Annotated in this window: 19 protein-coding genes; 8 read left to right on the forward strand and 11 right to left on the reverse strand. The window is 45.7% G+C overall.

Annotated features, from left to right (window positions below; genetic code table 11):
- Position 1: 1 nt before the first annotated feature.
- Positions 2 to 1,417 (reverse strand): MBOAT family O-acyltransferase, encoded by a 1,416-nt coding sequence (locus tag RQM65_RS09695; RefSeq protein ID WP_314014542.1) that lies wholly within the window; start codon positions 1,415 to 1,417, stop codon positions 2 to 4.
- Between the two features lie 106 nt (positions 1,418 to 1,523).
- Positions 1,524 to 2,714 (reverse strand): O-antigen ligase family protein, encoded by a 1,191-nt coding sequence (locus RQM65_RS09700; protein WP_314014544.1) that lies wholly within the window; start codon positions 2,712 to 2,714, stop codon positions 1,524 to 1,526.
- A 109-nt stretch (positions 2,715 to 2,823) separates the two neighbouring features.
- Between RQM65_RS09700 and RQM65_RS09705 the strand changes: the two genes are divergently transcribed.
- The 3 genes from RQM65_RS09705 to purD all read left to right on the forward strand — a co-directional run bounded on the left by RQM65_RS09705 (position 2,824) and on the right by purD (position 6,660).
- A complete protein-coding gene (locus tag RQM65_RS09705; RefSeq protein WP_314014546.1) occupies positions 2,824 to 3,921 on the forward strand; it encodes a DUF1972 domain-containing protein in 1,098 nt (365 codons plus the stop codon).
- 95 nt (positions 3,922 to 4,016) lie between these two features.
- Positions 4,017 to 5,207: a glycosyltransferase family 4 protein gene (locus RQM65_RS09710; RefSeq protein WP_314014548.1), complete on the forward strand. Its 1,191-nt coding sequence runs from the start codon at positions 4,017 to 4,019 to the stop codon at positions 5,205 to 5,207.
- A 181-nt stretch (positions 5,208 to 5,388) separates the two neighbouring features.
- Positions 5,389 to 6,660 carry a phosphoribosylamine--glycine ligase gene (gene purD / locus RQM65_RS09715; RefSeq protein ID WP_314014550.1) on the forward strand — a complete coding sequence of 424 codons (1,272 nt, stop codon included), beginning with the start codon at positions 5,389 to 5,391 and terminating at the stop codon, positions 6,658 to 6,660.
- Positions 6,661 to 6,662: 2 nt separating this feature from the next.
- Here the strand turns inward: purD and RQM65_RS09720 are convergent, their stop codons facing one another.
- Positions 6,663 to 6,884 carry a DUF6341 family protein gene (locus RQM65_RS09720; RefSeq protein WP_314014552.1) on the reverse strand — a complete coding sequence of 74 codons (222 nt, stop codon included), beginning with the start codon at positions 6,882 to 6,884 and terminating at the stop codon, positions 6,663 to 6,665.
- 39 nt (positions 6,885 to 6,923) lie between these two features.
- Between RQM65_RS09720 and RQM65_RS09725 the strand changes: the two genes are divergently transcribed.
- The 3 genes from RQM65_RS09725 to RQM65_RS09735 all read left to right on the forward strand — a co-directional run bounded on the left by RQM65_RS09725 (position 6,924) and on the right by RQM65_RS09735 (position 9,752).
- Positions 6,924 to 7,862 carry a DUF6427 family protein gene (locus RQM65_RS09725; protein ID WP_314014554.1) on the forward strand — a complete coding sequence of 313 codons (939 nt, stop codon included), beginning with the start codon at positions 6,924 to 6,926 and terminating at the stop codon, positions 7,860 to 7,862.
- Between the two features lie 135 nt (positions 7,863 to 7,997).
- The gene (locus tag RQM65_RS09730; RefSeq protein ID WP_314014556.1) at positions 7,998 to 8,603 is read left to right on the forward strand and encodes a DUF4254 domain-containing protein; all 606 of its coding nucleotides are present in this window, start codon (positions 7,998 to 8,000) and stop codon (positions 8,601 to 8,603) included.
- A gap of 57 nt (positions 8,604 to 8,660) precedes the next feature.
- Positions 8,661 to 9,752, forward strand: coding sequence for a glycosyltransferase family 9 protein (locus tag RQM65_RS09735; protein WP_314014558.1), 1,092 nt, complete (start codon positions 8,661 to 8,663; stop codon positions 9,750 to 9,752).
- A gap of 110 nt (positions 9,753 to 9,862) precedes the next feature.
- Here RQM65_RS09735 and RQM65_RS09740 read toward each other — a convergent pair whose 3' ends face one another.
- The gene (locus RQM65_RS09740) at positions 9,863 to 10,480 is read right to left on the reverse strand and encodes a TetR/AcrR family transcriptional regulator (RefSeq protein ID WP_314014559.1); all 618 of its coding nucleotides are present in this window, start codon (positions 10,478 to 10,480) and stop codon (positions 9,863 to 9,865) included.
- A 58-nt stretch (positions 10,481 to 10,538) separates the two neighbouring features.
- On the opposite strand from RQM65_RS09740, the gene RQM65_RS09745 reads away from it, so the two are divergent.
- Entirely contained in the window at positions 10,539 to 10,724 is a 186-nt protein-coding gene (locus tag RQM65_RS09745; protein WP_314014561.1) for a hypothetical protein, read from the forward strand.
- A 27-nt stretch (positions 10,725 to 10,751) separates the two neighbouring features.
- Here RQM65_RS09745 and arsS read toward each other — a convergent pair whose 3' ends face one another.
- The 3 genes from arsS to trpS form a co-directional block, all read right to left on the reverse strand.
- Positions 10,752 to 11,810: an arsenosugar biosynthesis radical SAM (seleno)protein ArsS gene (arsS, locus tag RQM65_RS09750; protein WP_314014562.1), complete on the reverse strand. Its 1,059-nt coding sequence runs from the start codon at positions 11,808 to 11,810 to the stop codon at positions 10,752 to 10,754.
- A gap of 186 nt (positions 11,811 to 11,996) precedes the next feature.
- The gene (locus tag RQM65_RS09755; RefSeq protein ID WP_314014564.1) at positions 11,997 to 12,332 is read right to left on the reverse strand and encodes an arsenosugar biosynthesis-associated peroxidase-like protein; all 336 of its coding nucleotides are present in this window, start codon (positions 12,330 to 12,332) and stop codon (positions 11,997 to 11,999) included.
- 345 nt (positions 12,333 to 12,677) lie between these two features.
- Complete coding sequence (gene trpS, locus RQM65_RS09760; protein ID WP_314014566.1) at positions 12,678 to 13,646, reverse strand: tryptophan--tRNA ligase; 969 nt, start codon at positions 13,644 to 13,646, stop codon at positions 12,678 to 12,680.
- 196 nt (positions 13,647 to 13,842) lie between these two features.
- On the opposite strand from trpS, the gene RQM65_RS09765 reads away from it, so the two are divergent.
- Complete coding sequence (locus RQM65_RS09765) at positions 13,843 to 14,592, forward strand: lysophospholipid acyltransferase family protein (RefSeq protein WP_314014567.1); 750 nt, start codon at positions 13,843 to 13,845, stop codon at positions 14,590 to 14,592.
- A gap of 63 nt (positions 14,593 to 14,655) precedes the next feature.
- Here the strand turns inward: RQM65_RS09765 and RQM65_RS09770 are convergent, their stop codons facing one another.
- The 4 genes from RQM65_RS09770 to recA all read right to left on the reverse strand — a co-directional run bounded on the left by RQM65_RS09770 (position 14,656) and on the right by recA (position 18,925).
- Complete coding sequence (locus RQM65_RS09770) at positions 14,656 to 16,305, reverse strand: outer membrane beta-barrel protein (protein ID WP_314014569.1); 1,650 nt, start codon at positions 16,303 to 16,305, stop codon at positions 14,656 to 14,658.
- 21 nt (positions 16,306 to 16,326) lie between these two features.
- Positions 16,327 to 16,926, reverse strand: coding sequence for an RNA polymerase sigma factor (locus RQM65_RS09775; RefSeq protein WP_314014570.1), 600 nt, complete (start codon positions 16,924 to 16,926; stop codon positions 16,327 to 16,329).
- Between the two features lie 89 nt (positions 16,927 to 17,015).
- On the reverse strand, positions 17,016 to 17,450 hold the full coding sequence (locus RQM65_RS09780) for a hypothetical protein (RefSeq protein ID WP_314014571.1): 435 nt from the start codon (positions 17,448 to 17,450) through the stop codon (positions 17,016 to 17,018).
- Between the two features lie 461 nt (positions 17,451 to 17,911).
- The gene (gene recA, locus RQM65_RS09785; protein WP_314014573.1) at positions 17,912 to 18,925 is read right to left on the reverse strand and encodes a recombinase RecA; all 1,014 of its coding nucleotides are present in this window, start codon (positions 18,923 to 18,925) and stop codon (positions 17,912 to 17,914) included.
- Between the last annotated feature and the right edge of the window lie 178 nt (positions 18,926 to 19,103).

Raw genomic sequence — 19,103 nt, forward strand, 5'->3', positions numbered from 1 at the left:
ACTAGAATCTAAAATAAATGAATGGATTGTAGGTTGTCTGCGCAAGCTCCAACAGCGAGAGTATAAAAAGTGACACGTAAATTACATGTTCCATCGCAAAAGCCCAATTCTGATTGGGTAACCTCATGGCCAGATACTTGACTGCGCCCGCCCGTAAAGGTGCCGAGAAGAGCACTCCTAAGATGATGACCATTAAAGTGTAGGTATTGAGGAAAAGATATGGATACTCATAAGTACCTTTGGTAAAAGCGAACATGGTCTCAATATAACCTATGGCATAACCTAAATCTTCGGCTCGAAAAATGACCCAACCCACCATAACGACGAGCAATAAATAAAACCGCTTCAAGAAATTCAAACGCTCGGGCAAGCTGAAGAGGTCCATGCGTTCAACAATAAGAAAGAAACCGTGGAACATACCCCAAACGATAAAATTCCAGCTTGCCCCGTGCCAAAGGCCTGTCAAGAAGAACACAATCAAAAGATTGACATAGGTTCGGATTTTTCCCTTACGGTTTCCGCCCAATGGAATATAGAGATAGTCCCTGAACCAAGTAGAGAGCGATATATGCCACCGACGCCAGAATTCCTGTACTGATCGTGAAATGTACGGATGGTCGAAGTTCTCCTTAAAATTGAACCCGAACATTTTCCCAAGACCAATGGCCATATCCGAATACCCCGAAAAATCATAATAGATCTGCAGGGTGTAGCAGAGTATGCCGATCCATGCCAATGGAGACGACAGTTCATCGACCGCCCCCCCAAAAACCTTATCGGCGATCAGACCCACATTGTTGGCGATTATTATCTTTTTTGCAAAACCGGTCAAGAATCTCGTAATACCGGTCTTGAATAGTGCAGGGGTTACCTTTCGTTTTTCAATTTCTTTCGAAATATCAACATATCTCACAATCGGACCTGCAATAAGTTGCGGAAAAAGTGCAATGTACATGCCGAGGTTGACAATACTTTCTTGGCCTTTTACAGTACCCCGATGAACATCTACTAAATAGGAAATACTTTGGAAGGTAAAAAAGGAAATACCTATGGGTAAGGTGACCCCAGAGATGTCAATATTAAAATGTAGGCCAATACTTTCAAGGTTTTCAACAATAAAATGTATGTATTTATAGTAGGCCAGCACCAGTAGATTTAGCCCTACACCGACACCTAACAGTATCTTGGAAACTATTGGGCGATGCTTATCCTTATTCGTAGAAATTGCTATGCCGACAACGTAGTTGACGGCTATAGAGCCCATCATCAGCAATACTAATAAGCCTTCGCCCCATGCATAGAAAAAGAGACTTGCTAGGAGCAGGAAAAGATTTCTAAGCTTGTTTTGCAACAAGAAATAGATGGCAAGAACGAGGGGAAGAAATAAAAAGATAAAGACGGTGGAACTGAAAACCATAGGCTACTTAATAGGTTAAAGCTATCGGACGACACCGACCGGTATATTGGTTGATCTATGAAACGGGTCAGAAAATAACATAGGTGGACTCCGTCTCCTATTTTATCTAAGGCTCACTTTTATAGGACTTCATATCAGTATTTCGCCATCGATGCAAAAGATAGGAGGTAAAGAAAACAAAAAACACAGAACCCCATTGTCGGATCATAAACGATTCTGTCATTCCGAATAGCAACATAATGGTAAAAAAGAACAAAAGTAAAGTATCCTTTTTCCTGATACCAATATAAAGGATACGAGCATAAATGAGTAAAAGAATCAATAAGCCCAAATAACCGAGGTCAAGCGTAGTTTGTAAAAATTGATTGTGTGCATTGTATGCTTCGACGACCTGGACTGCGTCTCCACCAATCTCTTTCTCATAGCAATCGGTCAGCAAACGGGAAGAATTATTAATTCCAGTTCCAAAAAACCCGGCAGTTTTGATGTGTTGCCAACTACATTCCCAAGAAAGCATCCTGCTGTAAATGCCATTATTGTAATTGACTTGGTCGTTCAGGTCTATTTGAATTACTTCCTTAAACTTGCTCTGAACAATCGGTCGGTTTGCCATCCATATCGTCGTTAAAACGAAAAAAGCAATGAACCCTATTAAAAACTTCCGCCCTCCTTTCTTCTTTAGATAGGCAATAATAAAGAAGACGGTCAATACGAGAGCCACGATAATGCTTGTACGGTTATAGAACACTGCCAGGCTGAAAAAGAGAAAAGGGATAAAAAAATAGTATTCCAATTTGACTACATTTGCCGTAATCAATTCGGAATATAGTATCGCCAAGGTAAAACAGACGAAGATGGCCAAATAGTTCAATTGCAAATCAATTATTTCGGTGGGGTCATGATAGTAAAAAATGTAGCCTTTGCTGCGGATATAGGTTGTTATAATGGATATAAGACATGCAGCAATCACGGTGTACACGAAGACGAAGAGCATCCGCTTTTGATATTTGATGAATGAAAGAGAAAAAGGAATCAATACCAAGGGTAAGTACTTGACCAGGGTCGAGGCACTCTGGGGTTGTTCGATTACGAGAAGGTTGACTGCCAAAATGAAATAATATAAAAAGAACAACAGTGCAGATGGCGAGAAATGTGGGAGAAACCGCTGTCGTGGCGAAAACAGGTACAGCGCGGACAAAACTGCTACGGCGTAAGAGTTGATGTTATATACCCTCGCGAAGGGAATGCTAGCCACTAAGAAAAAGAGTGCTATAGTTTTAATTTTATCTAGTGACACGTACTTTGGTTTGAAGACGAAATTAAAGATTTAAATGAAGGATTTTCCCTTTTAAGCCTGCAAAAGAAACTTAACCTCCCAGACTTTCCGCCTGAAAATCACAAAAGACTTGAAAAAAAACCAAAAAACACGAGTGGCCATTATCGGAACGGTAGGCATCCCGGCCAAATACGGCGGGTTCGAAACCTTGGCCGAAAACTTAGTCGCACAACTTGGAAACAGGTATGAGTTTACCGTGTACTGCAGTGCGCCGAGTTACATCGGCCAACGAAAAGAAAGCTATTTAGGGGCGCGGTTGAAGTACATCCCCCTAAAGGCCAACGGAAAGTCAAGTATCATTTATGATGCCCTATCTATTGTTCAGGCTCTTTTCTTTGCGGACGTAATTCTGATACTGGGGGTAAGCGGGGCATTTATGATTCCGGTTATTAGATGGTTTACCAAGAAGCGTGTGATCACGAACATTGATGGCTTGGAGTGGAAGAGAGACAAATGGGGCGGGACGGCGAAAAAATATTTAAAATGGCAGGAGAAGATTGCGATAAAATACAGTAATAGTATTGTGGTGGATAACAAAGGTATAGAGGACCATGTGATGAAAGAGTACGGATTGCCGAGCAACCTTATTGCCTACGGCGCCAACCACGTTTATAAAAAGCGATTAGGCGAAGCTGTTAAAAACGAGCTTCGACTGCCCGATAGTTTTGCCTTCAAGGTCTGCCGAATTGAACCGGAAAATAACATCCATATAATTTTGAACGCCTTCGGAGAAACCGACTTTGATTTCGTGATGGTTGGCAATTGGAGCAACAGCGAATACGGTAAGCTATTAAAAGAAAAACATGATAGCAGCAACAACTTATACCTGTTGGACCCCATATATGAGCCGGACAAATTGAACGCTTTGCGGTCTAACTGTTCTTTGTATGTTCATGGTCATAGTGCCGGCGGTACAAATCCTTCATTGGTCGAGGCAATGTATTTGGAGCTTCCAATTGTGGCATTTGATGTTAATTACAATCGGTATACCACGGATAATGAAGCTCTTTACTTTAGTACGAAGAACGATTTGACTCAGCTATTGAATAGCGAATTGATGAAAGTCGATAACTTGAAATCCATAGGTAAAAAAATGAAAAACATCGCGATAAGAAAGTATACTTGGAAAGTTATTGGCGAGGCTTACGAACAATTGTTCTCAGCTTAATTTCAAAGTTTTCTTAAAGTCGAATTCCTACTATTTCCATCCAAATTCCGGTTGTTGGTTTAACTTTTGCTACTTTTAAGAAATAAATAGTCGATTTGTTTTTTCTAGAGACCGCCATATCACTTTTTATAGGTGCCTTCCTTCTTACCTATTTGACGATACCGAAGATTATCAGTGTTGTCGAGTACAAAAGATTGATGGACAACCCTAATAAGAGAAGTTCCCACAAGTTGGGAACTCCCACTTTAGGGGGTGTGTCTTTTTTTTATGTTCTTATTTTCGCGCTTTTTTTTATCAATGGCCGAGACGTCTTCGACGAAGGAATGTACATTATTCCGGGACTTACCATCCTCTTTATAGTAGGATTGAAAGACGACCTAGTGGTCATCTCTCCCGGTGCAAAACTTTTATCCCAAGTTTTCGCCATTGTCTTTATTCTTGCAAACCCCAGTTTCACCATCCACTCTCTTAACGGCTTCCTGAACATCAATGAGATACCTTATTACCTATATCTGATCATTGGAGGATTCATGATGATTACAATTATTAATTCGTACAACCTAATTGACGGTATAGATGGTCTGGCGTCGGTGGTTGGCATCGTAATTTTGGTAATTTATACCACTATATTCTATTTGACCGAAGAATATTTTTTCGCTTTGCTAGCTATAGCTCTGAATGCCAGTCTAATGGCCTTTTTAGGGTTTAACCTATCTTCCGATAAAAAGATTTTTATGGGCGATACGGGTTCGTTAATCGTGGGGTTTATCATTAGCATCCTTACTTTGAAGTTTTTGGCATTGCGTCCCGTAGTGTATACCGATCTTCCGTTTTTACTTGAAAATGCACCTCTGATCGCCATAAGCATCCTGATTGTGCCGTTGTTTGACACGGCGCGGGTATTTGCTATCCGAATCGCTAATAAAAAGGGACCGTTTTCTCCCGACCGCAACCACACCCATCACGTACTTATCGATTATTGGGGGCTTACCCACAAGCAGGCCAGCTTTATCATCGGGTGTTTTAACCTGCTTTTCGTAACACTCTTTGTTGTTTTGGGCAGCACGGCAAAGAATCTGGGGATGGTGATCATGTTGGTGTCCGTAGTTATCTTTCTAGGATATATCTTTTTCAAATACAACTACAATTTTACAACCTTGAAGCAAAAGATTTTGCTGAAGCGAAAAGTCGACCGCCTGAAGACGAAGGCAAAGGAGAAAGGTCCCAAGAAGAAGAAACCGAGAAACCCTGGGAAGGATGAATCTGAAGAGGACAGGGAGCTTTAATCGTATACGATTTGCGTTGAGTCCTTTAACCACAAGGTTTGCCGAAGCGCTTTAAATTAAATCTCCCATTTTTACCTTAAATTGTGATCCCCGCATCAAACCGTCACAATTTGCAAAAAGCAAGTTTGTTATTACAACATAACCCCTATTTTTGCGCAAACCGAATTCAACACCGACACTGATGAACATCCTTATCTTGGGCGCGGGGGGACGCGAGCATACCTTAGCCTGGAAACTCCACCAAAGTCCGAAATTATCTAAGCTATACGTTGCACCGGGAAATGCCGGTACGGCATCCGTTGCCGAAAATATACCGATAAGTGTAAACGACTTTGACGCCATTAAAAAAGCAGTTCTTGAGAAACAGATTGAAATGGTGTTGGTGGGGCCGGAAGATCCCTTGGTCAACGGTATTCATGATTATTTCTTGAACGATATGGACTTGGTCTCCATTCCCGTTATCGGCCCCCAGAAAGCGGCCGCTCAGTTGGAGGGCAGTAAGGAGTTCGCTAAAAAGTTTATGGCACGGCACGATATTCCTACGGCACGCTATAAGAGCTTTACCGCAGGAACCTTGCAAGAGGGGTTCGCTTTTTTGGATTCCCTAGAACCGCCTTACGTATTAAAAGCAGATGGCCTTGCAGCCGGTAAGGGGGTTATGATATTGAGCGACCTACAACAGGCCAAGCACGAACTCGAGGCCATGCTCATCGATGCGAAATTCGGCAGTGCCAGTACTACGGTCGTTATAGAGGAGTTTCTTAGGGGCATTGAGCTGAGCGTTTTCGTACTGACCGATGGAAAGGGCTATAAGATACTGCCGACCGCAAAAGACTATAAACGTATCGGCGAGGGGGACACCGGACTGAACACAGGGGGCATGGGAGCGATTTCGCCGGTTCCATTTGCCGATGCAGCTTTTATGGACAAGGTGCATCAGCGCATCGTCAGGCCGACGATAGACGGTTTTAAAAAAGATGGATTACCCTATAGGGGATTTGTTTTTATCGGTCTGATCAAGGTAGATGACGAGCCCAAGGTAATCGAATACAACGTACGGATGGGAGATCCGGAAACCGAGGTGGTGATACCGCGTATAAAAAATGACATGGTATCCCTCTTGGAGGCTGTGGCTAATCAGGGTTTGGACTCCATCACCTTGGAAATTGAAGAGCGTGCGGCCGCCACAGTAATGTTGGTCTCCGGAGGATATCCCGAAGCGTATGAAAAAGGAAAAGCGATAACCGGCCCTGAGAAAATTAACGGCTCATTGGTGTTCCATGCGGGTACTTTAGGCGAACAAGGCAGAATCATCACAAATGGGGGACGGGTCATGGCCATCACATCCTACGGAAAGGACTTCAAAGAAGCTTTAGAGCTATCCTACAAAAATATAGCGCTTATAAAGTATGACGGAATGAACTATCGAAAAGATATCGGCTTCGACCTCTAAAATTACAGAAACGAATGCGAGCTGATCGATTTATCCTCCTCGTTATTGTCGTTGATTTTTTTGAGCTGTAACATCCAATAGATGAACCCGGCGAAACCGATGAGCATCAAAATCCAGTTGAAAAAGTTGGCGCCCCACCAACTGTCCCAGTAGCGCAACTGGTCTAACGGCCAAAACAGGTAGTTTACGAACAAATCTTCTATTCCCCTAAAAAATGAAGTCATCTTAGCTATATTTACCCTACAAAAATATGAAAAGTTGATATGATTTCCATCATTTTTGGCAAAACCAAGCCGATAAACTTCATAATCGTCTTCACGTTCCTGTTAATGTTCTATTGGGGGGTTCATTTTTTTCTGTTCGATAGAGTGTATGCACCTGACGTATTGCTGCAAAAAACCTTGGTTTTAGGAGTCTTGCTTTTCAGTATTTTTTTGGTCAATTTCATTGTAAAACGGAATAAAGTAACCGGCCCGAACTCGTTTGCCATCCTTTTTTACGCGCTCTTGATCGTAGTTTTTCCCGAAACGCTTCTCGATTCTAACGCCATTTGGAGTAGTTTTTTTCTGTTGCTGGCCATAAGACGATTGGTCAGTATGCGTTCTGAGCGCGATACCAAGTTCAAGATTTTCGATGCCACGATATGGATTCTGGTCTCAAGTCTGTTCTACGATTGGGCCATTTTGTATCTCGTCTTGGTATTTGCGGCCATTGCCTTTTACAAGCCCGAAAATTTCAGAAACTGGCTAGCACCCCTTGCAGGCCTTTTCACGGTATATCTGATAACCAAAAGTATTTTGATTTTGACGGGCAACAAAGATTTTTTGCTCGAACACTATGAGTTTCATGTTTCCCCGGATCTAGCCTATTTTTCATATTGGGGGCACAGCACCAAACTTGTTCTCTTTGCTATAGTCACGGCTTTAGCGGGGTTAATGGCGTTCATAAAATTAGGAAAATCGAATTTTGGCAGGGCGATTACCATACGGCTTATCGTATTATCTTTCGTCATCGGGTTGGTAGTGAACCTGCTCAAACTTTCGGACAACGTGTACCCCGTTATGCTCGTTTTTTTCCCTGCAGTAGTATTCTTGACCAAATACGTCGAATCGATACGCCGGGCCCATATCAAGGAAATTGCGCTGGTTGTCGCCATTATTGTCCCTTTTTTGATGCTGTTGACGGGTATTGCAATACGATAAGTCCGTACACCGAAAATCTCCAAGGCTTTATCTAAGCTAGTTTATTCCTGAATAATTTGCATTAAACCTTCCCTAGCGATGGAGTAGGCACTGAACCTTTGATAATTATCGGTAACTTTGTACAAAAGACATTATATGGACTTCAGTGCTCTTGCCTATAAAATTTTTCAGGAAAGTATAACAAAATACCACGTCAAAAACGACGTGGATCAAGCTTTTATCAACCCTTACAAAGAGGATGATATCGACGGATTGCTTTATCGAAAGAATTGGATAGATACGGTGCAATGGCATTATGAGGATATTATCCGTGACCCGGATATTGAGCCCCATGCGGCCTTAAAGCTCAAACGGAAGATAGATGCCAGCAATCAGGACCGGACGGATCTGGTGGAGTTTATCGACAGCTATTTCCTCCAAAAATACCGCACGGTCGAAGTTAAGAACAATGCCACTATCAATACGGAGAGCCCGGCCTGGGCCATCGACCGTCTTTCGATTTTGGCCTTAAAGATCTATCATATGAAGGAAGAGGCCGAGCGAACGGATGCTTCTTCCGACTACGTCAAAAAATGTCATCAAAAGCTCGAGGTATTGCTCGAGCAACGTAAAGATCTTTCCGCCGCGATCGATCAGCTTTTATCCGATATCGAGGCCGGGGATAAATACATGAAGGTTTACAAACAGATGAAGATGTACAACGATGAGGAAATGAATCCCGTGTTGCGCGGCATCAAGTAAGGGAGTCCCTATTCAATCAGGGGACGGTACTCAATCGCGGAAGTTAGCCTATCATCTATGTGTAGACCCGGTAAAACCGATAACGTCAATAGCCCCAACCCCAGCGAGGGCGGAGGGTCCCACATTCTCGTCATCCGGCTCTCCGCCATGGGCGATGTCGCCATGACGGTACCGGTGCTAACGGCACTTATCCAACGATATCCCCATCTTGAGATAACCGTACTTACCAAACCCTTTTTTGCGCCGATGTTCGCCCAGCTAAAACAGGTTGAAGTATTCGAGGCCGAGACCAAAGGCAGGCACAAGGGGGTATTCGGACTGCATACACTCTACAAAGACCTCAAAAATCGCGACATCGATTTGGTTGCGGACCTGCATAACGTACTTCGCAGTAAGGTCTTAAAGCGCTATTTCAACTTCGGGGGTATCCCTTTCGAGCAAATCGCCAAGGGCCGGAGGGAGAAGAAAGCCCTTACAGCCACGAAGAATAAGGTTTTCAAGGCTTTGAAGTCCACCCATGAACGCTATGCGGATGTTTTAGATGCCCTGGGCTTTCCGGTAGATCTGTCAAAAGCGAGCTGCTTGTATAAAGAAAAATTATCCGACAAGGTCTTGAAACTCGTCGGGCCCCACAATAAAAAATGGTTGGGCATCGCCCCGTTCGCTGCTTTTGAAGGAAAGATGTATCCCATGCATTTAATGAAGGAAGTTGTGCACCAGCTTAACAATACCGATAAGTATAAAATTTTCCTTTTCGGAGGGGGGCAGCAGGAGAAACAACAGCTCGAGTCTATGGCCACCGGCTTTTCTTCCTGTATCAACGTCAGCGGAACGCTTTCCTTTTCCGAAGAACTGGCCCTGATTTCCAACCTCGATGCCATGCTTTCCATGGATAGTGGCAATGGGCATCTTGCCGCCATGTACGGCATTCCGGTCATTACGATTTGGGGGGTGACCCATCCCTATGCCGGATTTTATCCGTTTGGGCAACCTGCCGAAAACGCCCTTTTGGCCAATCGTAAAAAGTTTCCGTTTATCCCTACTTCGATTTACGGCAAAAATATGCCCGAGGGCTATGAAAAGGCGATGGAAACGATTACACCGCCTGATGTCGTCAAGAAAATTGAAAAAGTGTTGTCCCAATCCTGATGTCCGTCGAATGTCATTTTTAACGGTGGTCGATATCTCGTCATGTCTTTCTAAGCGCGGCCTGAAATCCTATAGCAACCGTACAACCAAATTTTGTCAAAATGGAGAGGTTAAACCATAGCCATCTTGGGCTCCATCGTCTTGAAGTACGTCCGCACCTGCGACATAAAGCGGTATTTACGGACACTGGGGGCGGTTTCCACCATCAGCGTGCGTATCCCGACATAAGAACTCATCAGAAAAACGGCAACTCCTTCGCTATCGACATGCCTGTCGATATAGCCGTTGAATTTTCCGCGCTGTATAGCGGTCACCAGATTGACTTCCCAGACTTTGAGTATATCGTTTAGATGTTTCATAATCGTAGCGTTCCTACCGTTGAACTCGTTGATAAAATTACCGAGTGCAAAGCCAAAATCCAATTCGTTGTGCACGGCAGTTTCAAGGGCGTCCTCATAGCATTGCAGTAAAAGGTCTAAAGTGTTCTCATTGCCCTCGATAGGCTCTATCAGCAGACTGTACATTTTGCGCATCAAGAGGTTCTCGACAATCTGCACAAAGAAATCCTCTTTGGAATCGAAATGATAGTAAAACGCCCCTTTTGAAAGTGAAAGTTCCTTTAGAATATCATCGATACTGGTGTTGTAATATCCATTTTTGTAAAACAATTCCAGCCCAGTGGCTTGCATACGCTGCATCGTGGCCATGCGCTTGAGACTCTTTTCCATACTATTGCATTTTAATGGTGAACCGACCTAAGGGTCTTATTTATAGAACCGGCAAGTGATGGGTTTATTTAAAAGGAAAGATGTGCTGCGGATTTTTTCGCTGTATCGCAGTATCCTCCATACTTCGTCTTTGGTAGGATGTAGAACACCGACTAAATCGTCGGTTCAAGGATGTATTACCGGTTCGATGATGGAGCGCGAGCTGTGGGACATATATCGGTTGGCCAAGATAGGAACGGAATAGTACCGCTGTTCTGCAGTCTGCCCACCCTTACTCCGTTACCGACCCCTGACAACTGCTTCCGGCCCCGGCCGTACAGCCGTAGCAATGTTGCGAAACGACGATGTTTCTATCGTTGAGCACATCTTCATTGTAATCCTTGATATGTTTGACCTTACTGGCCACCTTTAGATCGAGCATTTGGTTGAAATCGCAATCGTAGAGCCAGCCGTCCCAACCTACGGAAATGGTATTCGTGCACATCAGGTTCTCGACCGCTGCGGGATTATAGGCTTCCACTAGGGCATACATATAGTCCTCATAATTCTCCGAGGCGATGAGATAGTCCAAAAAACGGGCGATGGGCAGGTTCGTGATAGCGAAGAGATTGTGAAAACGGATGTCGAAATCTTCTATCAGGGCTTTTTTAAAGTCCCGCTCCATAGCCGTTTGATTCCCGGGAAGGTAGGCCCCGGAGGGATTGTAGACCAAATCCAGCCGCAGGCTACTATCGGGCATGCCGTATCCGACCGCGTTCAAATCTTGCAGGGCGGTGATGGATTTATCGAAGACCCCGTTTCCACGTTGTTTGTCCGTTTTCCCGCGGGTGTAATGCGGCATGGACGAGATGACGTGAACGTTGTGCTTTTTGAAAAATTCCGGGAGGTCGTAGTATTTTTTGTTGGCCCGGATAATAGTCAGATTGGAGCGGATGATGAAGTCCTCAATACCGGCTTGGGCGGCTTCTTCGACGAACCAACGAAAATCAGGATTCATTTCGGGTGCCCCCCCGGTGAGGTCCAAGGTGTGTGCCCCCGTGTTCTTGATGACTTCAAGGCATTGCCGCATGGTCTCCCGGGTCATAATTTCTTTCCGGTCGGGGCCGGCATCAACATGGCAGTGCGCACATACCTGGTTGCACATATACCCGACGTTGATCTGTAGGATTTCCAATTTCTTCGGCCGAAGCGGAAATTTGCCGATGTTTTCGATTTTATCTTTAAAATATGGCAGTTCCCCATCGGCGAAGACACCTCCGTTCAAAATATCGAGCTGGGTATTGTTCTCCGCAAGCCTGTTATGTCTTGCCTTTAGCGATTTTGTAGCCATTTGTTTTGTAAAAATTAAAATTTCGAGGGATGGGCAGGCGCGATTTCCATACTTTTTCTACCCTATTATAGTGGCCTCGATGGAGTTTTCGACCGCAAACTTCGTGAGCTCTCTGTTTAAAGAGGATGTTTTCCTGGCGGCCGAACCAGAAATTCTGATTAGGCCCCAGTGTTTTTACCTCTCGACTTACATGGAAAGCTTGTTATACTTGTTCATCATCTGCACCCCGTGCACCAAGGTCGCCCCACTTTCTATGGCCGCCCCGGCGTGAACGGCTTCCATCATTTCTTCTTTCGTGATGCCTTTTTCGAGTCCGTCTTTGGTATATGCATCGATACAATAGGGGCATTTGACCACGTGGGAGACGGCTAGGGCAATCAGGGATTTCTCACGGGCGGACAGGGCCCCTTCCTCGAAGACCTTTCCGTAGTAGTCGAAAAACTTTTCGCCAAGCTCTTCGCTCCATTCCGTAATCTTTCCAAATTTCCGCAGATCTGCTGCGTCGTAATAATTATTTGCCATTATCGTTAAGATTTTATTTGCTGCAATTCTTCTGCGTTATGTTTCGGAAAATTCGTCAGAAGGTCGGCAAACCGATTGCTCCCATGTCCTTTTAGGTTTTCTTCCCTTGAAAACTCGATTCCTACCCTATCCTTATCGGATTGGACGGTATTGGGCGGGACCCTGCCTCGGCGGATTGTCCAATCTTGATTTTTGGCAGCTGGTTACCATTGTTCCCTATTCCTTTTGTCATTTGGTCAGAAACGTCCATTTTGCTCCACAAGTTAAGGAAATGGATAGGATAAGGACCTAAACCCAAGTTAAAACGGCAGAAGCCGCTCTGATCTTATAAGGTTTATGCTTCAATTAATATCCCAGTTTCGTCCTTACCCTTTCCAAAACATCGTCCGCGACTTTCCGGGCTTTTGCCGCTCCCACGGCGAGTGCTTCGTCGACCTCATCCAGATGGTTGATGTAGTAATCGTACTTTTCCCGGGCATCGTCGAACCTCTGGAGTATAAGCTCGTACAGCGCTTGTTTGGCGTGGCCGTATCCGTAGTTTCCGGCCAGATAATTGGCGCTCATTTCCTCGATTTGCTCCACCGAGCCTAAAAGTTTGTAAAGCGCGAAGATAGTGTCGTTCGTCGGATCTTTTGGATCTTCCATGGGGGTGCTATCAGTCTGTATCCCCATAATCTGTTTGCGCAACTGTTTGTCCCTCTGAAAAAGGTTGATGAGGTTGCCCCTGCTTTTGCTCATCTTTTTGCCGTCGGTACCGGGAATGTACATGGCCTGTTCCTGAACCTTGCCTTCGGGAAGTACGAAGGTCTCGCCCATCTGGGCGTGGAAACGGGAGGCCACGTCCCGGGTCATTTCGATATGTTGCAGCTGATCTTTACCTACGGGCACGATATTGGCGTCGTACAGGAGTATATCCGCCGCCATCAGCATAGGATAGTTAAAGAGGCCAGCATTGACATCCTCCAAACGATCGGCCTTGTCCTTAAAGGAATGGGCTAGGGTCAGGCGCTGATAGGGGAAAAAGCAGCTCAAGTACCAGGTAAGCTCCGTAGTCTGGGGCACATCGCTCTGGCGATAGAAAACGCTCTGATCGATATCGAGGCCGAAAGCCAGCCATGTAGCCGCAATCGAATAGGTATTCTGCCGCAGTAAATCGGCATTTTTTATTTGGGTCAACGAATGCATATCCGCAATAAAAAGAAAGGATTCGTTGTTTGGGTCCTGCGCCATTTCGATGGCCGGTTTTATCGCGCCCAAAATATTGCCCAAATGCGGGGTGCCCGTACTCTGTATGCCTGTTAATATTCTTGCCATTCCTTATAAAAACATTAAAGATTCCGGCAGTGTCCGCACCGATTTAGGCCACAAAGGGAGAGGCCAAGGTCGTAAGGTCATCTGCCCATCGGACAGGGCCATACCCATTACAATCCTAATGGTCGAGGTTCTGCCAAAATGGAAGCGCAAAGATAATGAAATCGGGCGTACTCCTTAAAATTATTACTTTTGAAGGATGCTTTCCCTTCTTAAAAAAATAGGCTACACCCTATATCGTATTTGGTTCTACGTTCTGGTGGCCGTGCCCATCCTGGTTTTCTTCCCGTTGTTGTTGGTGACTACACTTTCCGAGAAATGGTATCCGCGTTTCTTTTGGTTGGCGCGCAATCTGTGGGCCATCCCTATTTTATATGGGATGGGCTGCCCGCCAAAGGTCGAATGGGAACAGCGGATGCAACGCGGAAAAAGCTATATGCTGGTGGCCAACCATACCAGCATGCTCGATATTATGTTGATGCTCTACATCAGCAAAAATCCCTTTGTATTCGTGGGAAAGAAGGAGCTGGTCTCCATTCCCCTTTTCGGGTTTTTCTATAAGCGTGTCTGTATCATGGTGGACCGGGAGGATACCAGAAGTAGGACGGGTGTATACCGGCGGGCCCAAAGACGACTGAACCAGGGCCTGAGCATTTGCATTTTCCCCGAAGGCGGGGTGCCCGACGACGAGTCCGTTTTACTCGACGAATTTAAGGACGGTGCCTTTAAGATGGCCATCGCCCATAACATTCCCGTGGTGCCGATGAGCTTTCTCGACAACAAAAAACGCTTTTCGTTTACATTTCTAAGCGGCGGTCCGGGAAAGGTACGGGCCAGAGTCCACCATTTTTTTGAAACGGAACTTTTGGGCGAAGAGGATAAGGGCAAGCTTAGGGAAGATGTTAGGGAGGTTATTCTAGAGGAGTTGATGAAAAAAGGCGACTTTTAAGTTCCTTGCTCTGAGCACAAGCCCTTAAAGGAGAATTAGATTTTGTTTGCAGGCCATTAGCCATTAAAACCTAAAATTAAGCCCGCTATAAACCCCGATCGAAAAAGGACGAAAATCGCCCGATACATTCGAAAAGGTGTTCAGCTGATACTTAAAAATCGGCTCAATGTTCAGTTGTACATTTGGCGTAAACCGGTAGTTGACCCCGAAGCCGACGTTGACACTGAAATTTATATCGTTCAGGTTGCGGGCTTCCCCGATTGCCGTTGTCAGCGCCCCCGAGCTAAGGGTAACGTTGTTGTCGATGAGGAACAACGAACTAATCCCGCCGACCAGATGGATGCCAAATTGACGCTGTAATAGGGCGTAGTCGAGTTCCAATGGCACTTCAAGATAGCCGAAGCGTTGGGCAATCCTACCCTCTTGAAACTCGTCCATTGTACTGAACTCGGGAGCGAAATTCTCAGTGACATCTGAATTGGCGATCGGACTGTTCGCAGCAAGGGTTTCTAAGCTACCGCTGCGTTCGATGTTTTGTAAGCGTCCGTTGGAAGAGGCCGCCAAGGTCGGCGAAAACCCTACGTTGTTCGTGTCATAACCGTACTCGGTCTTGTGAAGGCCCGAGCGCACACTCAATTTTTCAGAAAGGGCGTAGGCAATGGACAGGCCGTAGCTCAGATTGGTACTTCCGGACTTGGCGTTCGGCGAAAAACCGGGGTCTATGGGAGAGCCTTCCCCCAAGGCATTAAAGTAAACGGGAGCAACATTCGGCCCGGCCGACCAGCGACTAGGGGATGCGCTGGTTAGCTTTTCTACCTTTTCCCGATCTTCAAGGACTTCGAAAATGGACCTTTTATTGTCGTCAACGCTATCATTGGCTTTTATAGGGTCATCCTTATCCATCGGAAGGCCTAGGGCAATCGCCTTATCGGATTTCTCCAAACTTTTTCTCCGATCACTTTCGGATGTAGCCAGTTTGTTTTGGTCTCCATTGTTAGGAACCCTTCTTAAAGGATTGGCCCTTGAAGCATCTGTTTCTCTCGTGTCGTCGACCTCTTCAGCGCGATTTGCTCGATTGGAGGCGAGCTGGTTTTTGGAATTTGGGGTCGCTCCTAAATCCTGATCGGTTTTCTTTTCAGGGGACGCGGCGTCATCCGCGTTAGATTCATCCGGTTCCGCGGTAATTTGATTTGGAGTTTCATTTCCGCCAGTTGCCACGGCTTGTTTTGTGTCTTGTGCAACTTGTAAGTAATAGTTCTTTGAATTTGTGGTATCACCGCTCCTGGATATTTTTGAATCCCGAGCGGGGACCCCGGGATTATTAGAAATAGAATACTTTCCGCTATTTTTCTCTCTCTCATCTTCCGGACTCGCGACTACGGTGTTTTCGTTGCCTTCAGGAACCCTCAAAGCATCCATTCGCTCTTCTTTGCCATCTGTATCCAAACCATCCCGTACTGCATCTTCAGTCGTTGAATTGTCGGAATCGGTGATCGGAGTTTCATCCGAAGCAGGACTAAGCATAAAAAACGCGAATATCGCAATGGCCAGAACCGCGGCGGCCCCGCTCCATCGCCACCATATCGGAATCACACGAGTCTTCCGCTTTTTGTCCAGCGTATTTTCGATAGCCGTCCATACCCTTTCATCCGGGGTCTCCAGGAGGGACTCCAACCTTTCCCGAAAGAGATCGTCTATGTTTTTTTTATCCATGTAAAAGGCTTAAACGTTTCGCTATAAACAGCTCTCCATGAGAATAAATAGCAATACCCCGATTATCGGGATGTTGCGCTCGGTCTCGATTTTTTCCTTTAGGCAAAGGCGGGCACGGGCCAGGTTCGATTTTGAAGTGCCCGGCGAAGTTCCCAACAAGGCTGCAATTTCTTTATGGGAATATCCGTCCAATACATAAAGCGTAAAGGTCAAGCGATATTTATGGGGCAGCTCCTGGATATAGCCCAAAAGGGTTTCCAGCCTAAGCTGCGAAAAACGGGATTCCACCTCGATCTCGCCTGTGCTTTCGTATCCGTTCGTGCCCTCGTCCTTAAAATTGTCGGAAACAATTTTTAACCGGCCTTCCTCGCGATATTTCTGCATAATCGTGTTCACGGCGATACGCTTGGCCCATCCTTCGAAGGACCCCGTTGCCTTAAACTGTCCGATTTTATCGAAAATACATAGAAAGCTGTCGTGCAGATGATCTTCCGCCTCCGTTCGATTGCGCGAATATTTGAGGCAGGTACCGAACAAGGCCGGGGATAATTCCCGGTACAATCGTTCTTGCGCCTTCCTGTTGCCTTGTTTGCAGCTTTCGATGAGTTCTTCGAGACCCAAAATCCTTAGTTAAGTTAACTGCGGGATTCGCAGTTCAAAGATAATACCAAACTAAATTCGACCTACGCATCCCGATGTGGGTTCGAGAACTACCGGCGGTGCTTTACGGGAACTTCGATTTCCAAGAATTCGGGCTCCCCGTTTTCATCGTCCCCGGTGTAAAATTGAAAAACATACGGGTTGCTATAGATGACCTCGAACTGGAAAGAATCTTGGATCGAATCGTTTACCGCTTCACAGGGTCCCTCGTCCAATACGATACCGATGGCCGCTACCGTTCGAATGTTCGTCGAGTCGGTAAAGGAGCGCCTCACATCGAAGGTTTCGGAATAGGTGCAGTCGTCGGGTCTCAGTAAGTTGACATCGACTTTATAGACCCTGCCCAATTCGAAGGTATCGGGTAAACTGGCGTTGACCGTTTTCAACGTGGTGTACTTGAAATTGGTCTGATCGTCATCGATACTGCAGGATGCGGCAAGTACCGCCAAGCCGATAACGAAAAAAAATAAAAAAGCTCTTTTCATCTGTTAGTTTTTACTGATAAATAAATAAGGTTTTGCCCGAATTTTTGGGCGGTCCTTCGAGCCAATTGACGGGGTCGCCAATGCTCCGAACTCACCTCGTGGTACGGGTTCTTGTCTAATAGATGTAAGAATCTGGGAACGGTTGCGTGGAAAGCGGGACTATTTTCTCTTTACGTGTTCGGATGGATGTCAAACATAATAAAGGCACAATGCCTACAGAAAGCGTTGTGCCTAATTTTAAAAGATGCTTGCCTGCATTCTTACCAAGAAGTAAAAAAGGAGATAAGACTGTAGGACTTAGGAGGTAAGACCTTTAATTTTTTCACAAAGCCGACTGTTTTCACAGCCTTTTAGTTCCTTGTCCTATATATCTTTCAGTCCTACGTCGTGTTTTGGCTCCGTAGCGGCTGAGCCTGAAATTTTATCGCTCACTGGCTTTATGTCTGCTAGCCGTGAGCGGATCAGTCGTTCAACGCCCCAATGGCATCGCGAATCTTGTCGTCGAGTTCCTCTAGGAGCTCGGGATTGTCAAGTAAAAGGCGTTTGACGGCGTCCCTGCCCTGTCCGAGCTTTGTATCTCCGTAGCTGAACCACGAGCCGCTTTTTTTGACAATTTCATACTCCACCCCGAGGTCGATGACCTCTCCGACTTTAGAGATGCCTTCCCCGTACATGATATCGAATTCCGCTGTCCTGAAAGGGGGCGCCACCTTGTTCTTGACGACCTTGACCCGGGTCTTGTTCCCTTTGACGTTGCCATCGGTATCCTTGATCTGGGTCGAGCGGCGAATATCCAACCGCACCGAACAATAGAATTTGAGGGCATTGCCGCCGGTGGTGGTCTCGGGATTTCCGAACATCACACCTATTTTTTCCCGCAATTGGTTGATAAATATAACCGTACACTTGGTTTTACTGATCGAGCCGGTAAGTTTTCTCAGGGCTTGGGACATCAACCGGGCGTGCAAGCCCATCTTTGAGTCGCCCATCTCGCCTTCGATCTCGCTTTTCGGGGTCAGGGCGGCTACGGAATCGACTACTACGATATCGATGGCGCCCGAACGGATCAGATTGTCGGCGATTTCAAGGGCCTGTTCCCCGTTGTCGGGCTGGGATATGATAAGATTGTCGATATCGACGCCGAGTTTCTCCGCATAAAAACGGTCGAAAGCGTGTTCCGCATCTATAAAAGCGGCAATGCCGCCGGCCTTTTGCGCTTCTGCCATCGCGTGCAGGGTCAAGGTCGTCTTTCCCGAAGATTCCGGACCGTATATTTCGACGACGCGTCCACGGGGATAGCCGCCCACCCCTAACGCAATATCCAGTCCTAAAGAACCGGACGGTATCGAATCGACATCTTCTACCACGCTGTCGCCCATTTTCATCACGGCGCCCTTGCCGTAGGTTTTGTCCAATTTGTCAAGGGTCAGTTTAAGGGCTTTTAGTTTTGCATCTTTTTCTTTGTCGGAGCTCATATTGGAGTGGTTTAAATTACAGCTCAAAAGCTATGGTTGATACGTGCTTTTGAGACTTCATTTTAATTGAAAGTGGATGCTTGGAAGCATGTTTTTTAAGGATGGCTAATTTACCATTTCTTTTTGCATTTCTTACTCTTCGGATGGAATTTCTGTCCGTCATTTCGTTCAAAACCAC

It is taken from the genome of Pricia mediterranea (assembly GCF_032248455.1).
GTDB lineage: Bacteria > Bacteroidota > Bacteroidia > Flavobacteriales > Flavobacteriaceae > Pricia > Pricia mediterranea.

Bases quoted from the DNA above. Each gene is read 5' to 3' on its own strand.
- RQM65_RS09695 (WP_314014542.1), bottom strand. From the start codon at position 1,417: ATGGTTTTCAGTTCCACCGTCTTTATCTTTTTATTTCTTCCCCTCGTT.
- purD (WP_314014550.1), top strand. From the start codon at position 5,389: ATGAACATCCTTATCTTGGGCGCGGGGGGACGCGAGCATACCTTAGCC.
- RQM65_RS09720 (WP_314014552.1), bottom strand. From the start codon at position 6,884: ATGACTTCATTTTTTAGGGGAATAGAAGATTTGTTCGTAAACTACCTG.
- RQM65_RS09725 (WP_314014554.1), top strand. From the start codon at position 6,924: ATGATTTCCATCATTTTTGGCAAAACCAAGCCGATAAACTTCATAATC.
- RQM65_RS09730 (WP_314014556.1), top strand. From the start codon at position 7,998: ATGGACTTCAGTGCTCTTGCCTATAAAATTTTTCAGGAAAGTATAACA.
- RQM65_RS09735 (WP_314014558.1), top strand. From the start codon at position 8,661: ATGTGTAGACCCGGTAAAACCGATAACGTCAATAGCCCCAACCCCAGC.
- RQM65_RS09740 (WP_314014559.1), bottom strand. From the start codon at position 10,480: ATGGAAAAGAGTCTCAAGCGCATGGCCACGATGCAGCGTATGCAAGCC.
- RQM65_RS09745 (WP_314014561.1), top strand. From the start codon at position 10,539: ATGGGTTTATTTAAAAGGAAAGATGTGCTGCGGATTTTTTCGCTGTAT.
- arsS (WP_314014562.1), bottom strand. From the start codon at position 11,810: ATGGCTACAAAATCGCTAAAGGCAAGACATAACAGGCTTGCGGAGAAC.
- RQM65_RS09755 (WP_314014564.1), bottom strand. From the start codon at position 12,332: ATGGCAAATAATTATTACGACGCAGCAGATCTGCGGAAATTTGGAAAG.
- trpS (WP_314014566.1), bottom strand. From the start codon at position 13,646: ATGGCAAGAATATTAACAGGCATACAGAGTACGGGCACCCCGCATTTG.
- RQM65_RS09765 (WP_314014567.1), top strand. From the start codon at position 13,843: ATGCTTTCCCTTCTTAAAAAAATAGGCTACACCCTATATCGTATTTGG.
- RQM65_RS09770 (WP_314014569.1), bottom strand. From the start codon at position 16,305: ATGGATAAAAAAAACATAGACGATCTCTTTCGGGAAAGGTTGGAGTCC.
- RQM65_RS09780 (WP_314014571.1), bottom strand. From the start codon at position 17,450: ATGAAAAGAGCTTTTTTATTTTTTTTCGTTATCGGCTTGGCGGTACTT.
- recA (WP_314014573.1), bottom strand. From the start codon at position 18,925: ATGAGCTCCGACAAAGAAAAAGATGCAAAACTAAAAGCCCTTAAACTG.